Source organism: Streptomyces asoensis, from assembly GCF_013085465.1.
GTDB classification, from domain to species: Bacteria; Actinomycetota; Actinomycetes; order Streptomycetales; family Streptomycetaceae; genus Streptomyces; species Streptomyces cacaoi_A.
This window is the reverse complement of record NZ_CP049838.1, coordinates 5,653,958-5,668,428: the sequence shown is the minus strand read 5'-3', so window position 1 is coordinate 5,668,428 and position 14,471 is coordinate 5,653,958. Positions and strand designations below refer to the sequence as shown.

Below are 14,471 nucleotides of genomic sequence, written 5' to 3'. Positions count from 1 at the left end.
GGTGTCGTTCAGGGAGCGTTGCTGAGTGTCGGAGGCGGAAGACCGCAAACCGCAGTCGGACGAGGCGAGGAGTGGCTTCGACCCCGAGATCACGTCCGAGTTCGCGATCCCGGCGGGGCTGGCCGTCCCCAGAACCGGCGGTGAGCCGGAGACCACGTCGGAGTTCGCCGTCCCGAGCGGGCTGGACGTGGGTCCGCCCGCCGCCGCGGAGGGCGAGGGATCGGCGTTCAGCGTGCCGAGCACGTACAGCGCCCGGCAGGCCCCGGTGGCCTTCACACCGGCCGAGGGCGTGCCGGTGGTGAGTCTGATCAAGGACCTGCCCTGGCAGGACCGGATGCGCACGATGCTGCGGATGCCGGTGGCCGACCGGCCCGCACCGGAGCCGGGGCCGAAAGCGGAGGAGGGCGGTCCGGCCGTCCCGCGCGTGCTCGACCTGACGTTGCGTATCGGCGAGCTGCTGCTCGCGGGCGGGGAGGGCGCCGAGGACGTGGAGGCCGCGATGTTCGCGGTCTGCCGCTCCTACGGGCTCGACCGCTGCGAGCCGAACGTCACCTTCACGCTGCTGTCGATCTCGTACCAGCCGTCCCTGGTGGAGGACCCGGTGACGGCGTCCCGGACGGTCCGCCGCCGGGGCACCGACTACACGCGCCTGGCGGCCGTCTTCCGGCTCGTGGACGATCTGAGCGACCCGGAGAGCCATCTCTCCCTGGAAGACGCCTACCGGCGGCTCGCGGAGATGCGCCGCAACCGGCATCCGTACCCGACCTGGGTGCTGACCTCGGCGAGCGGGCTCCTCGCGGGCGCGGCCTCGGTGCTGGTCGGCGGTGACCTGGTCGTGTTCGTGGCGGCGGCGCTCGGCGCGATGCTCGGAGACCGGCTGGCGTGGCTCTGCGCGGGGCGCGGGCTGCCGGAGTTCTACCAGTTCCTGGTCGCCGCGATGCCGCCGGCCGCGATAGGCATCGCGCTGACGCTGGCGAACGTCGAGGTGAAGGCGTCCGCGGTCATCACCGGTGGGCTGTTCGCGCTGCTGCCCGGACGGGCGCTGGTGGCGGGCGTCCAGGACGGCCTGACCGGTTTCTACATCACCGCGGCCGCGCGCCTGTTGGAGGTCATGTACTTCTTCGTGGGCATCGTGGCGGGCGTGCTGGTGATGCTCTACGTCGGTGTGCAGCTCGGCGCGCATCTCAATCCCGACGCGGCCCTGGGCATCACCAAGCGGCCGCTGTGGCAGATCGGCGCGTCGATGCTGCTGTCGTTGACCTTCGCGGTGCTGCTTCAGCAGGAACGATCCACCGTGCTGGCCGTGACCCTGAACGGCGGTGTGGCGTGGTCGGTGTACGGCGCGATGCACTACGCCGGGGAGATCTCGCCGGTCGCCTCCACGGCCGTCGCGGCGGGCGTGGTGGGGCTGTTCGGGCAGTTGCTCTCGCGTTACCGGTTCGCTTCCGCCCTGCCGTACACGACCGCCGCGATCGGGCCCCTGCTGCCGGGATCGGCGACCTACTTCGGGCTGCTGGCCATCGCGCAGAACGAGGTGGACGCGGGGCTGGTGTCGATCACCAAGGCCGCGGCGCTGGCGATGGCCATCGCGATCGGCGTGAACCTCGGGTCCGAGATCTCGCGGCTGTTCCTGCGGATCGGCTCCGCCGAGAAGCGGCGGGCCGCCAAGCGGACGCGGGGCTTCTGAGCTTCTCAGTAGCCCTGGTTGTCGTAGGGGTACTGGCCGTTCTGCTGAGCGCCGTACGGCTGCTGCTGCGGCTGCTGCTGCCAGTCCTGGGGGTACTGCTGCTGTTGCGGGTACGGCTGCTGCTGGGGGTACTGCTGCTGACCGTAGTAGTCGTGCTGCTGGCCCTGGTTCTGCCCCTGACCCTGACCCTGCCCCTGGACCTGACCCTGACCCTGGACCTGACCCTGGTTCTGGCCCTGGTCGCCGTACTGGTCGTGCTGGTCGATGCGGCGGAGCTGGGTCGTCGCGTCGTCCATGACCGGGGGCTGCTGCTGGTGGGGCTGGTGCTGCTGCCCGGGAGTCTGCGACGGGGTCTGCTGCGGGTTCTTCTTGGCCTTCGAGCGGGCCCGCAGGAACTCGATGGCGATCGGGACCACGGAGACGAGGACGATCAGGATGAGGATCGCTTCGATGTTCTTCTTGACGAAGTCGATGTTGCCCAGCCAGGAGCCGAGCAGGGTGACACCCGCGCCCCACAGGACGCCGCCGATGACGTTGAAGACCAGGAAGGAGCGGTAACGCATGCCGCTGACGCCGGCGATGATCGGCGTGAAGGTGCGCACGATGGGCACGAAGCGGGCCAGCACCAGGGACTTCGGGCCGTACTTCTCGAAGAACTCGTGCGCCTTGGTGACGTTCTCCTGCTTGAAGAGCCGGGAGTCCGGTCGGTTGAAGAGCGACGGCCCGACCTTCTTGCCGAACATGTAGCCCGCCTGATCGCCCAGGATCGCGGCGACGCAGATCAGCGCGACCGCGCCCCACAGCGGGAAGTCCAGCTGGTTCGACGTGATCAGCAGGCCGGCGGTGAACAGCAGGGAGTCACCGGGCAGGAAGAACCCGATCAGCAGGCCGGACTCCGCGAAGACGATGAGCAACAGGCCCCAGAGACCGAAGTTGTCGAGCAGGTAATTGGGGTCCAGCCAGCTCGGTCCGAGGGCGATCGTCGTCACGGTTCCGGGCTCCTGATGGGTGGGGGAAAGGTACGGCGTCCATGGTGCAGCCGCACAAAGCTATCAACGCAATGTGTCCGCCCCAGGTTCCACGGATGTCTCCGGGATGCACTGTGGGCCCGCTGGGACGAAGCTGTGAGCCATGGGCATCGAAGACTACGGCGGCGGGCAGGGCCCCGAGCCGGACGTACTGGTCGTCACCACGAACGACGTACCCGGGTTCCGGGTGGAGCGGGTCATCGGCGAGGTCTTCGGGCTGACCGTGCGCTCACGGCACCTGGGCAGCCAGATCGGCGCGGGCCTCAAGTCGATGATCGGCGGTGAGCTCAAGGGCTTGACGAAGACCCTCGTCGAGACCCGCAACCAGGCCATGGAACGCCTCGTCGAGCAGGCACGCGTGCGTGGAGCCAACGGCGTGCTGATGTTCCGCTTCGACGTGACGGAGGCGGCGGAGGTGGGCACCGAGGTGTGCGCGTACGGGACCGCGGTGGTCATGGTCCGGGAGTAGCCCCCGAGCTCCCTGCGCCCGGGCGCCCGGACCAGGACCCGCAGCGCCGTCACCCCTGCGCCGCCTTACGCCGTGCTACGCCGCCTTACGCCGTCCGGCGGGCCGCGTTCGCCGCGATCGCCTCCTTGAGGTGCTCGGCGAGGCCCGGGCGCATCGCGTCGTAGAACGCCTTGAAGCGCTCGTCGGAGACGTACATCTCCCCCAGACAGCGGTGCGCCTCGTACGGGCAGTCGTAGAACCATTTGCCGATGTGCTGCCGGTGTTCCTCGGCCATGTCCATGGCCGCCTCGCCGGTCGGCGGCTCACCGGCGGCCATCAGGCCCGCGTAGCCCTCGCTCCAGGCGTCGACCTCGGCCTGTATGCGCCTCCAGTCGTCCTTCGTGTAGCGGGCGGCGCGGTGCTGTGACTCCGCGTAGGCCTCGGTGCCGCCCCAGCGCCGTTCCGCCTCTTCGGCGTACTGCTCCGGGTCCTTGTCGCCGAAGACCTCGAACCTCTCCTCGGGCGTGAGATCGATGCCCATCTCGCGTGCCTCCATCGCGTGTTCCACGGCCGCGGCCATCTTCTGTAGCTGCTCGATCCGGACGGTCAGCAGTTCGTGCTGCCGGCGCAGGTGCGCGCGCGGGTCGGCCGCCGGATCGTCGAGCAGGGCCGCGACCTCCTCGAGCGGGAAGCCGAGCTCGCGGTAGAACAGGATCTGCTGGAGCCGGTCGAGGTCGGCGTCGTCGTAGCGCCGGTGACCCGCATGGCTGCGCCCGCCGGGGACGAGCAGGCCGATGTCGTCGTAGTGGTGCAGCGTGCGCACCGTGACACCGGCGAATCCGGCGACCTGTCCTACGGAGTAGCTCACTTCGTCCGCTCCCTTCTCGGTACGCGCTCCACGGTGCGTCCTCACGTCACGTGAGGTGCAAGGCGGATTCCCCCCGCGCCCGTTCCCGTCCGGATGTCATGTCCGTTTCGCCCGCTTATCGTGAGCCCGTGGCCCAGGACACCGCACAGCAGCCGCCCAGCGCTCCGGCGACCCCGGCACGCGCCCTGTTGCCGTCGATCCTGCCCGCCCTCGCCATCGGCGTGCTGGCGAGCCTGCTGCTCCTGCTGGTGGAGGGGGCGGCCGAGCAACTCCAGCACGTGCTGTGGCAGAACCTCCCGGACGCGCTGGGCGTGGGCCGGTACTCGGTGCTCTGGATGATGGTCATGCTCACCATGACGGGCGTGCTGGTGGGGCTGGTGGTGTGGAAGGTGCCGGGACACGCCGGTCCCGACCCGGCCACGATGGGGCTGGACGCGCGCGTGCTGCCGCCGGTGGTGCTCCCCGGGCTGCTGGTGGCGACCGCGCTGATGCTGGCGGGCGGGCCGAGCCTGGGCCCGGAGAACCCGATCATCGCCGTGAACGTGGCAGTCGTCTTCTGGCTGGGCCACCGGTTCCGGCCGCAGGCGCCGGGCGCGGTGTGGGTGATGCTCGCGGAGGCGGCGACCATCGGCGCGCTGTTCGGTACGCCGGTGGCGGCGGCGCTGCTGATCTCCGAGGCGCTCGCGGGACGGCAGACCAAGGGGCCGCTGTGGGACAGCGTCTTCACTCCGCTGGTCGCCGCCGCGGCCGGTTCGATGACGACCACCCTGGTGGCCCATCCGAGCTTCGACATGCACCTGCCCCCGTTCGGACAGCCCGGTTGGGACGACCTGCTCGCGGCGATGGTGGTCGCGTCGGTGGGCGCGCTGCTCGGCATGTGCGGCGTCTACGTCTTCCCGTACGTTCACGGCGCGTTCGCGCGGCTGCGGCACCCGATGCTGATCCTCCCGGCCGGCGGGGTCGTGCTGGGGCTGCTGGCGGCCCTGGGCGGCCATCTGACGCTCTTCAAGGGGCTGGACGAGGTCGCGGAGCTCGCCGCCGATCCCGACGGCTGGACGGCCGGACAGTTCGCCACGATGACGGTGGTGAAGATGGCCGCGCTGGTCGTCGCCGCGACCTCCGGTTTCCGGGGCGGGCGGATCTTCCCGGCCGTGTTCGTGGGCTCCGCCCTCGGCCTCACCGCCCATGCGCTCGTGTCGGACGTCCATCCGGCGGTGGGCGTGGCCACAGGGGTGCTGGGCGTCCTCCTGGCCATCACCCGGCAGGGCTGGGTGAGCCTTTTCGTCGCCGCGGTCCTGGTCTCCTCGCCGTCGATCATCGCCCTGCTCTGCATCGCCTCGCTGCCGGCCTGGCTGCTGGTGACGGGACGGCCGCAGATGCAGTTGCGCGCGGACGGAACTTCGGTCCGCTGACACCCGTTCGCCCCTTCAGGAGGCACTCCCATGGCGTTGCACGAAGGACCCGAGAAGTCCGACGAGCGTCCCCTGTCCGTGAACCCCTTCTACGGTGAGGCCGACCCGGTCGGCGGCATGGTCGAGGCGCCGCCCAAGCACCGCCTGCCGGACGGCCCGACGCCGCCTTCGACGGCGTACCAACTGGTGCACGACGAGCTGATGCTGGACGGCAATTCACGGCTCAACCTGGCCACCTTCGTCACCACCTGGATGGAGCCGCAGGCCGGGGTCCTGATGGCGGAGTGCCGGGACAAGAACATGATCGACAAGGACGAGTACCCGCGCACCGCCGAGCTGGAGCGACGCTGTGTGGCGATGCTCGCCGACCTGTGGAACGCGCCCGACCCGTCGGCGGCCGTGGGCTGTTCGACGACCGGGTCGAGCGAGGCCTGCATGCTCGCCGGGATGGCGATGAAACGGCGGTGGGCGCAGCGGGCCGGCGACCGCTACCCAGGTGCCCGGCCGAACCTCGTGATGGGCGTCAACGTCCAGGTCTGCTGGGACAAGTTCTGCAACTTCTGGGAGGTCGAGGCCCGGCTGATCCCCATGGAGGGGGACCGCTTCCACCTCGACCCGCAGGCCGCGGCCGAGCTGTGCGACGAGAACACCATCGGCGTCGTCGGCATCCTCGGCTCCACCTTCGACGGCTCCTACGAACCGATCGCAGATCTCTGCGCGGCCCTCGACGCCCTTCAGGAGCGCACCGGACTGGACATCCCGGTGCATGTCGACGGCGCGTCCGGCGCGATGATCGCCCCCTTCCTCGACGAGGACCTGGTGTGGGACTTCCGGCTCGCGCGCGTGACGTCGATCAACACCTCGGGGCACAAGTACGGGCTGGTGTACCCGGGCGTCGGCTGGGCGCTGTGGCGCGACAAGGAGGCCCTGCCGGAGGAGCTGGTCTTCCGGGTGAACTACCTGGGCGGCGACATGCCGACCTTCGCCCTCAACTTCTCCCGGCCGGGCGCCCAGGTCGTCGCGCAGTACTACACGCTGCTGCGGCTGGGCCGCGCGGGCTTTCGGGCGGTGCAGCAGACCACGCGGGACGTGGCCCGGGGCATCGCCGACCGGGTGGAGGCGCTCGGTGACTTCCGGCTCCTCACCCGGGGCGACGAGCTGCCGGTGTTCGCCTTCACGACGGCCCCGGGCGTGGACTCGTACGACGTCTTCGACGTCTCACGGCGGCTGCGCGAGAGCGGCTGGCTGGTGCCCGCGTACACGTTCCCGCCGAACCGGGAGGACCTGTCCGTCCTGCGGGTCGTGTGCAGAAACGGCTTCTCGGAGGACCTCGCCGACATGTTCGTGGAGGACCTGTCCCGGCTGCTGCCGGAACTCCGCAGTCAGTCGGGACCGCGGACACGGGACAAGGGCGCGGCGACCGGGTTCCACCACTAGCCGCCGCGGACCTCACAGGCGTCAGTGGCTCATACGGGCGAACTTCCGGACCGCCAGGGGGAAGAAGACCGCCAGCAGGGCCAGGGGCCAGGCGGTGGCGGCGCCCATGTGGGCCGGGTCGGCGCCCAGGCCGCCGAACAGGTCGCGTACCGCGGTCGCCGTCCGGGACATCGGGTTCCACTCGACGGCGGTGCCCAGCCAGCCGGGCATGGAGGCGGGGGCGGCGAGGGCGTTGGAGAGGAAGCCGACCGGCCAGACCAGGATCTGCACGGCCTGCACCATCTCCGGTTTCCCGGCCACCAGCGCCAGATGGATGCCGATCCACAGCATCGCGAAGCGGAAGAGGAGGAGCAGACCCACCGCGGCCAGGAAGGCGCCCGGCCCGCCCTGGGGGCGCCAGCCGAGCGCGAGGCCGACGACGATCAGCACGGCCAGGCCCACGGCCGACTGGAGCATGTCGGCCGCCGAACGGCCCACCAGGACCGCGCCGTCGGCCATCGGCATGGCGCGGAACCGGTCGATGACGCCCTTGTTGAGATCCTGGGTGACGGCGAGCATCGTGCCCTCCAGGCCGAAGGCCATGGTGAGCGCGAGCATGCCGGGCATCAGGTAGTCGAGGTAGTCGCCGCTCACCCCGCGGCCGCCGCCGACCAGGTAGCCGAACATCAGCAGCAGCATCACGGGGAAGACGAGCCCGACGACAAGCCGGCCCGGCTGCCGTGCCCAGTGGGCGAGTTCACGCCGGGTCATGGTCCAGGAATCGGTCAGCGCGTACGTACTCACACGGTCTCCTTCGTACGGTCGTCCTGCCCGGTCAGGTGCAGGAACACCTCGTCCAGCGTGGGGCGGCGCAGCGCCACGTCCTCCGCCTCGACGCCGGCCTCCTCCAGGGCGCGGACGACGGCGGAGAGGGCGGCCATGCGGTCGGTGACCGGGGCGCTGAGCAGGCGGCGGTCGGGGTCGACGGTGACGTCCTCCTTGGGCAGGGGCAGCAGCGCGAGGGCCGCTCCCAGGTGGCCCGCGTCGCGCAGGACGACGTCGATGCGGTCGCCGCCCGTCAGTGCCTTCAGTTCGTCCGCCGTGCCGTCGGCGATCACGCGGCCCCGGTCGACGACGGAGATCCGGTCGGCGAGCTGGTCGGCCTCCTCGAGGTACTGGGTGGTGAGCACGACCGTCGTCCCGCCGCCGACCAGCGAGCGGACCGCGGACCACACCTCGGCGCGCCCGCGCGGGTCGAGGCCGGTGGTCGGCTCGTCCAGGAAGAGCACCTCCGGGTCGGTGCCGTGCCGGTTGCCGATGAGGGAGGCGGCCAGGTCCAGGCGGCGGCGCATGCCTCCGCTGTAGGCGCGGACCGGCTTGCGGCCGGTGGCGGTGAGGTCGAAGCGTTCCAGGAGTTCGTCGGCGCGCACGCGCGCGTGGCGGGCGCCCAGGTGGTGGAGGCGGCCGAACATCTCCAGGTTCTGGCGGCCGCCCAACTCCTCGTCGAGGGCGGCGTGCTGGCCGAGCAGTCCGATGCGCAGACGGACCTCCCTGGCCTGGCGCACGACGTCGTGGCCGGCCACCTCGACGCGTCCGGAGTCCGGCCGCAGCAGCGTGGACAGGATCCTGACCAGGGTCGTCTTGCCCGCGCCGTTCGGCCCGAGCACCCCGTGCACGGTGCCGCGGGCCACCGCGAGGTCGAGCCCGTCCAGTGCCTGGGTGTCGCCGTACCTCTTGCGTACGCCTTCGACGGTGATCGCCGTGTCGGCCATGAAAGTCCCCCAGCTCCTCATCTAGTCAAACTTGACTACCGATTCAAAGTAACGCCGCGGGTGAGACTCGTCAAACTTGATTAGCGGGTATCCCCGGGATGCCGCTCATCCGTGGCGTACGGGTTCTCCTCGCCCTCCGCGAGGACGCCGACGAACGGCTCGCCCTCCCCCGCGAAGGTGTACGCGCCACGCTCGATCCGCGCGATCAGGCCCCGCGTCCACGCGGCCTCGGCGTCGGCCGTGTGGATCCAGAGGTTCATGATCTCCCCGATGTGGCCCAGTTGCTCCGGCCCGTCCTCGGGGACGTAGTGCTCGGTGACGGCGGAGCGCCACTCCTCGATGCCGTGGATGCGCTCCTTGAGGAGCGACACGGCCTCCGCGCGCGGGAGATCGACCACGAAGCCGATGGCCGCCGACTTCACGTCCGTCTTCTGGTCGTAGGAGGTCAGCGCCTCGCGCAGCAGCCTGAAGTACTCCTCGGTGCCGGCCTCGGTGATCTCGTACTCGGTGCGCGGCGGACCGCCCGCGGTGGAGGGGGCCGTCTCGTGCTCGCGCAGCAGGCCCTGCTTCGCCATCTGCTTCAGGGCGTGGTAGATCGAGCCCGGCTTGGCGTTGGACCACTCGTGGGCGCCCCAGTACTCCAGGTCGCCGCGCACCTGGTAGCCGTGGGCCCGCCCGTGCTGACGCACGGCGCCCAGCACGAGAAGACGGATCGCTGACATGCGCCCAGGTTATGGCGTGGCGGACATGCGCCCGTCAGGTGCCCGGGCCCATGTCCGCCGTGATGCCGAAGCGCCGCCCCTCAGGGGGTCGGGCGGCTCAGAACGGGAATCCGCTGCGGCCGTGCTGGACCGAGATCCACTTCGTGGTGGTGAAGGCCTCCAGGGTCGTCTCGCCGTTGAGGCGGCCGACGCCGGAGTTCTTCTCACCGCCGAAGGGGACGATCGGCTCGTCGTGCACGGTGGCGTCGTTGACGTGGAACATGCCGGTGACGATCTGCTTGGCGAAGGCGACGCCCCGCTCGATGTCGGCGGTGTGGACGGCGCCGCTGAGGCCGTACGGCGTGTCGTTGGCGATGCGGACCGCCTCCTCCTCGCCGTCGAAGGTGTTGATGAAGACGACCGGGCCGAAGACCTCCTGCTGGAGCAGGGCGGAGTCGGCGGGCAGGCCGGCCAGCACGGAGGGCTCGACGAGGTTGTCCGTCGTCGTGCCGTGCAGCAGGGCGGTCGCGCCCTCGGCGATCGCCTGCTCGACGGCGCCGGTCACGGCCTCCGCCTGCTGGGAGTTGATCACCGGGCCGATGGCGGTCTGCGGGTCGCGCGGGTCGCCGGCCTTGAGGGTCTTCACCTTGGCGACGAACTTCTCGGTGAACTCGTCCGCGAGCGAGCGGTCGACCAGGACGCGGTTGGCGGCCATGCAGACCTGGCCCTGGTGGACGAAGCGGCTGAAGACGGCCGCGTCGACCGCGTAGTCGACATCGGCGTCGTCGAGGACGACGAAGGCGCTGTTGCCGCCGAGTTCGATGATGGACCGCTTGAAGTGCGAGGCGGCGACGGTGGCGACATGGCGGCCGACCTTGTCGGAACCGGTGAAGGAGATGACCCGCGGGATCGGGTGCTCCAGGAAGGCGTCGCCGATCTCGGCGATGTCGGTCACGACGACGTTCAGCAGACCCGGGGGCAGACCGGCGTCCTCGAAGAGCTTGGCGATCACGGTGCCGCCGGCGATCGGGGTGTTCTGGTGCGGCTTGAGCACCACACCGTTGCCGAGGGCCAGCGCGGGAGCCACGGACTTCAGCGACAGCAGGAAGGGCACGTTGAACGGGCTGATCACACCGACGACGCCGACCGGCTCCCGGTAGACGCGGTTCTCCTTGCCGTCGATCGGCGAGGGCAGGATGCGGCCCTCGGGACGCAGCGCCAGGTGGATCGACTCGCGCAGGAACTCCTTGGCGAGGTGCAGCTCGAAGGCGGCCTTGCCGAAGGTGCCGCCGGCCTCGGCGACGAGGACCTCACTGATCTCCGCCTCGCGCTCCTCGACCAGCCGCAGCACCTTCTCGAAGACCGAACGGCGGGCGTAGGCATTGGTCGCGGCCCACTGCTTCTGGGCGCGGGCGGCGGCACGGTAGGCGTCGTCGACCTCTTCGACGGTGGCTATGGTGATCGAGGCCAGCTTCTCGCCGTCGTAGGGGTTGAAGTCGATGATGTCCCAGGACCCGGTCCCAGGACGCCACTTACCGTCGATGTACTGCTGGGCCAGGTCAGTGAAGTAGGACGTCATGTGATCCCTCAATCCCCTGCTGCGATCGGCTTCGATCGATCGGCATCACGATCTGATCACACGTCATCGTACGGGGGTTTCAAGGGAGTTGGGGCCGATCCAGGAGCTCTAGGGGAATCCCTAGGACAGCTGGATCAGTCCGCGCAGGAGGTCCCGGCTCTCGTCCGGTCCGGGGCTGTCCTGCTGGAGCTCCTTCAGCGCCTGCTCGTACTGCGCGACGTCCTCACGCTTGTCGAGGTACAGGGCGCTGGTGAGCTGCTCCAGGTAGACGACGTCCTGGAGGTCGGACTCCGGGAAGCTCAGGATGGTGAAGGCGCCGGACTCACCGGAGTGCCCGCCGAAGCTGAACGGCATCACCTGAAGCCGCACGTTGGGGCGCTCGGAGATCTCGATCAGATGCTGGAGCTGTCCACGCATCACCTCGCGGTCGCCGTACGGCCGGCGCAGCGCCGCCTCGTCGAGGACGATGTGGAAGTCGGGGGCGCTCTCGGCGACGAGGTACTTCTGCCGCTCCAGACGCAGCGCCACGCGCCGGTCGATGTCGGCCGCGTTCGCACCCTTCATGCCCCGGCTGACGACCGCGTGGGCGTACGCCTCGGTCTGGAGCAGGCCGTGCACGAACTGGACCTCGTACGCCCGGATCAGCGCGGCGGCGCCCTCCAGGCCGACGTAGGTGGGGAACCAGTTGGGCAGGACGTCCGAGTAACTGTGCCACCAGCCCGCCACGTTGGCCTCACGAGCGAGTCCGACGAGCGCCTGGCGCTCGGTGTCGTCCGTGATGCCGTACAGCGTCAGCAGGTCCTCCACGTCCCGGGTCTTGAAGCTCACCCGGCCCAGTTCCATCCGGCTGATCTTCGACTCCGAGGCCCTGATCGAGTATCCCGCCGCCTCGCGCGTGATGCCGCGTGCCTCACGCAGTCGCCGTAGTTGCGAACCGAGCAGCATCCGCCGCACCACCGATCCGGGCTCTCCCGCGCTCACGTTCGCCAGCCTCCCCAACCGTCTTAGGGGCCGCAGTCTGCCACTAAAACACTTCGAGCAGTACTCGTCCGATTACAGAGATGGAAAGAAGACAAAGGATACGTACAGCGCGATGCGAGGGAACAGTGAGGGGAAAGCAAGGGAAGTGGCCCTGATGAGCGAGAAGTTGGCGGAAAAAATGGCCAAGAAGCGGTACGGGCAGGTCCATTTCGGTCACGTGCACGTGCATCTGCCCTTGCATCCGCAGTGCGCATCGGAAAGCATGGTCTCGCGCCACCGCTGCATCGCAACGACCGCGAATCCCGGGAGTGCCTCGCATGGGGACGAATGGATCGACCATGCTCGAGCCGTTACGGCAGGGCCTTCCGCCGCTTGATCCCGCGGCCGTGTCCAACGCCGCCTCATGTGCGCTGCCCGCCCGCTTCGAAGCGGTGCGCGAGGCCCGGCAGTTCACCAAGAGAACCCTCGGCCAGTGGGACGTCGGCGACCGTTTCGACGATGTCTGTCTGGTCGTCTCGGAGTTGGTGACCAACGCCCTGAGGCACGGACTGTCCTCCGACGACGTCCCGCACGTACCGGACCGGCAGCATCCGCCCGTGCGGTTGCACCTGATGCGGTGGACCGAGCGGCTCGTGTGCGCGGTGCGCGACCCCAGCCGCGAGAGTCCGCTGCCCCGCGAGAGCGACGACTTCTCGGCGGAGTCGGGCCGCGGCCTGTTCCTCGTCGACTCCTTCGCCGACAGTTGGGGCTGGCACCCGCTCTCCGGCAGCCTGGGCGGCAAGGTCGTCTGGGCGCTCTTCCGGCTGCACACGCCTGCCGAATGACGAACCGCGGCGCACTCTGACGCCGCGGTTCTACGCGCGTTGCCCACCGTTTTCACGCGACAAATCCGAAATCCCGGTGCGCGCGGAAGAAAGGCGGAGGAGAGGCCGAGAAGAGGGTGAGGAGACGGTGAGGACGTCGAGGGACGTCAGCTCGCGATCAGGTGGTCGAACTCGCCGTCCTTGATGCCGAGCAGCATCGCCTCGATCTCCGCGCGGGTGTAGACGAGTGCGGGACCGTCGGGAAAACGCGAGTTGCGCACGGCCACGTCACCGCCCGGCAGCCGGGCGAACTCGACGCAGGAACCCTGCGAGTTGCTGTGCCGGCTCTTCTGCCAGGCAACCCCGTACAGCTGTGTGGCCGTCATGCCGTTGTACACGTCGTGCCCCCCGTCAACGTGGTGGTCCACAGGTCGCTCCCTGGTGGTGCACTGGCTCGTGTGGCCATTGGTGCCGTGGTCAACTGTCCCGGATCATAACCCCGTTCATGTGCAGCCGCATGAGCAGATGCACGTGCACGCGGGGTGCTTGCCTGGTTACAGCTTTGACGCCCGCTTTACCCGACGTTCCGCCCCGCACGTCCGGGTCGGCGGTCGCCGTCAGGTCCACGTGAAAGTCGTCCGGATCGAACCACTCGTGCACTAGGAAGAGACGCGTGGCACGGCCGTCCTGTTCCGTCGACACGGCAACGGATCGGGCGGCGGGGGCCGGCGTCCGGCTGCGGGGCCGTCCCGAAGGGAGCGGTTCCGGCGGATGCCCGTCATCCGCTCGGCACGGTAGGCCGCCCCTCCGGATGTGACTCCGCCCGGTGTGCGCCAGTGCCGCGGGGCGGCGGGCGGGTGAGGCGGCCGGGCCCACCTCGGGCATCCCGTCCGCCACCGAAACCCCCCGACACCTGTCCGTCCGAGAACACCGCGACCGGTTCCGTCGCCCCCGGCCGGAACCGGAGCACCCAGGGCGACAACGATCGACGGCGACAAGCCCCCACCCCCGCGCAGGACGGCGAAGTCGGTCGCGAGGGCGGGGCGTAAACGGCCCGACGCCGTAGCGACGACTCGGCTAACTGTCCGGCCGACGGCCGCTTCAAATGGCCAGGGCGAGTAGACGGCGTAGGTGAATTCGCTCGTACGGGTGATGAGCTGCCAGTACGGAAGTGACGGGGCCAGGAGTACGGATGGGGCTACTCCCGGGCGGGGCTTGAGTGGACGAGGAGGACGTGTACAGGACAGATGCGGAAGGGGGTGGTGGCGGTCGGGCGTGGGTGGTGGCGGTCGGGCGTGGGCGGTGGCGGTGGCGGTGGGGCGTGGGCGGTGGCGGTGGGCGGTGGCGGTGGGCGGTGGCGGTGGGCGGTGGCGGCGGTGTGTGCGGCGGGCCTGCCCGGGGGCCGGGCGGCCGTGGCGTGCCCCGCAGGGCCTTGCCCGGGGGCGGCGATCCGGCGGGGGGGGCGGCGGTCTCTGTCCGGGGCTGGAGGGGGAGGCGCGGCGAGGGGTGGGTGCTACCCGGGGCCGGGGCGAGCGACGGGTCCCGCCCGGGGGCTGGGCCCTGCCCGGGGTGGGGCCCCGGGCAGGGGCGTCATGTGCAGCGGCTCCTGTCCAGGGTCGGGTGGAGCCGGGGTGAGCGACAGGTCCCGCCCGGCGGCTGGGCCCTGCCCGGGGTGGGGCCCCGGGCAGGGGCGTCATGTGCAGCGACTCCTGTCCAGGGTCGGGTGGAGCCGGGGCGAGCGACAGGTCCCGCCCGGGGGCTGGGCCCTGCCCGGTG

At 70.2% G+C, this 14,471-nt stretch carries 13 protein-coding genes; 5 read left to right on the top strand and 8 right to left on the bottom strand.

The features are described 5' to 3' along the window. Positions 1 to 25 precede the first annotated feature (25 nt). Positions 26 to 1,687: a threonine/serine ThrE exporter family protein gene (locus G9272_RS25350; RefSeq protein WP_171398689.1), complete on the top strand. Its 1,662-nt coding sequence runs from the start codon at positions 26 to 28 to the stop codon at positions 1,685 to 1,687. A gap of 5 nt (positions 1,688 to 1,692) precedes the next feature. Here the strand turns inward: G9272_RS25350 and G9272_RS25345 are convergent, their stop codons facing one another. Next, complete coding sequence (locus G9272_RS25345) at positions 1,693 to 2,676, bottom strand: DedA family protein (protein WP_171398688.1); 984 nt, start codon at positions 2,674 to 2,676, stop codon at positions 1,693 to 1,695. 142 nt (positions 2,677 to 2,818) lie between these two features. Here G9272_RS25345 and G9272_RS25340 point away from each other — a divergent pair, with 142 nt between their 5' ends. Beyond that, a complete protein-coding gene (locus G9272_RS25340; protein WP_171398687.1) occupies positions 2,819 to 3,184 on the top strand; it encodes a YbjQ family protein in 366 nt (121 codons plus the stop codon). 85 nt (positions 3,185 to 3,269) lie between these two features. Here G9272_RS25340 and G9272_RS25335 read toward each other — a convergent pair whose 3' ends face one another. Then, a complete protein-coding gene (locus tag G9272_RS25335) occupies positions 3,270 to 4,031 on the bottom strand; it encodes a MerR family transcriptional regulator (protein ID WP_171398686.1) in 762 nt (253 codons plus the stop codon). Positions 4,032 to 4,159: 128 nt separating this feature from the next. Here G9272_RS25335 and G9272_RS25330 point away from each other — a divergent pair, with 128 nt between their 5' ends. Next, on the top strand, positions 4,160 to 5,443 hold the full coding sequence (locus G9272_RS25330; protein WP_171398685.1) for an ion channel protein: 1,284 nt from the start codon (positions 4,160 to 4,162) through the stop codon (positions 5,441 to 5,443). Positions 5,444 to 5,473: 30 nt separating this feature from the next. Further along, a complete protein-coding gene (locus G9272_RS25325; RefSeq protein ID WP_171398684.1) occupies positions 5,474 to 6,880 on the top strand; it encodes a glutamate decarboxylase in 1,407 nt (468 codons plus the stop codon). A gap of 21 nt (positions 6,881 to 6,901) precedes the next feature. Here G9272_RS25325 and G9272_RS25320 read toward each other — a convergent pair whose 3' ends face one another. From G9272_RS25320 to G9272_RS25300, 5 genes are all read right to left on the bottom strand, one after another. Continuing rightward, positions 6,902 to 7,663, bottom strand: coding sequence for an ABC transporter permease (locus tag G9272_RS25320; protein ID WP_171398683.1), 762 nt, complete (start codon positions 7,661 to 7,663; stop codon positions 6,902 to 6,904). After that, on the bottom strand, positions 7,660 to 8,631 hold the full coding sequence (locus tag G9272_RS25315) for an ATP-binding cassette domain-containing protein (RefSeq protein WP_171398682.1): 972 nt from the start codon (positions 8,629 to 8,631) through the stop codon (positions 7,660 to 7,662). Before G9272_RS25315 ends, G9272_RS25320 begins: the two co-directional genes overlap by 4 nt. Before the next feature lie 80 nt (positions 8,632 to 8,711). Beyond that, entirely contained in the window at positions 8,712 to 9,353 is a 642-nt protein-coding gene (locus tag G9272_RS25310) for a PadR family transcriptional regulator (protein ID WP_171398681.1), read from the bottom strand. Between the two features lie 97 nt (positions 9,354 to 9,450). Then, on the bottom strand, positions 9,451 to 10,911 hold the full coding sequence (locus tag G9272_RS25305; RefSeq protein WP_171398680.1) for an aldehyde dehydrogenase family protein: 1,461 nt from the start codon (positions 10,909 to 10,911) through the stop codon (positions 9,451 to 9,453). A gap of 120 nt (positions 10,912 to 11,031) precedes the next feature. After that, on the bottom strand, positions 11,032 to 11,856 hold the full coding sequence (locus tag G9272_RS25300) for a helix-turn-helix domain-containing protein (RefSeq protein WP_171402167.1): 825 nt from the start codon (positions 11,854 to 11,856) through the stop codon (positions 11,032 to 11,034). A gap of 374 nt (positions 11,857 to 12,230) precedes the next feature. Between G9272_RS25300 and G9272_RS25295 the strand changes: the two genes are divergently transcribed. Next, positions 12,231 to 12,716 carry an ATP-binding protein gene (locus G9272_RS25295; protein ID WP_028807289.1) on the top strand — a complete coding sequence of 162 codons (486 nt, stop codon included), beginning with the start codon at positions 12,231 to 12,233 and terminating at the stop codon, positions 12,714 to 12,716. A gap of 146 nt (positions 12,717 to 12,862) precedes the next feature. Here G9272_RS25295 and G9272_RS25290 read toward each other — a convergent pair whose 3' ends face one another. After that, complete coding sequence (locus G9272_RS25290; protein ID WP_052183895.1) at positions 12,863 to 13,081, bottom strand: DUF397 domain-containing protein; 219 nt, start codon at positions 13,079 to 13,081, stop codon at positions 12,863 to 12,865. Positions 13,082 to 14,471 lie beyond the last annotated feature (1,390 nt).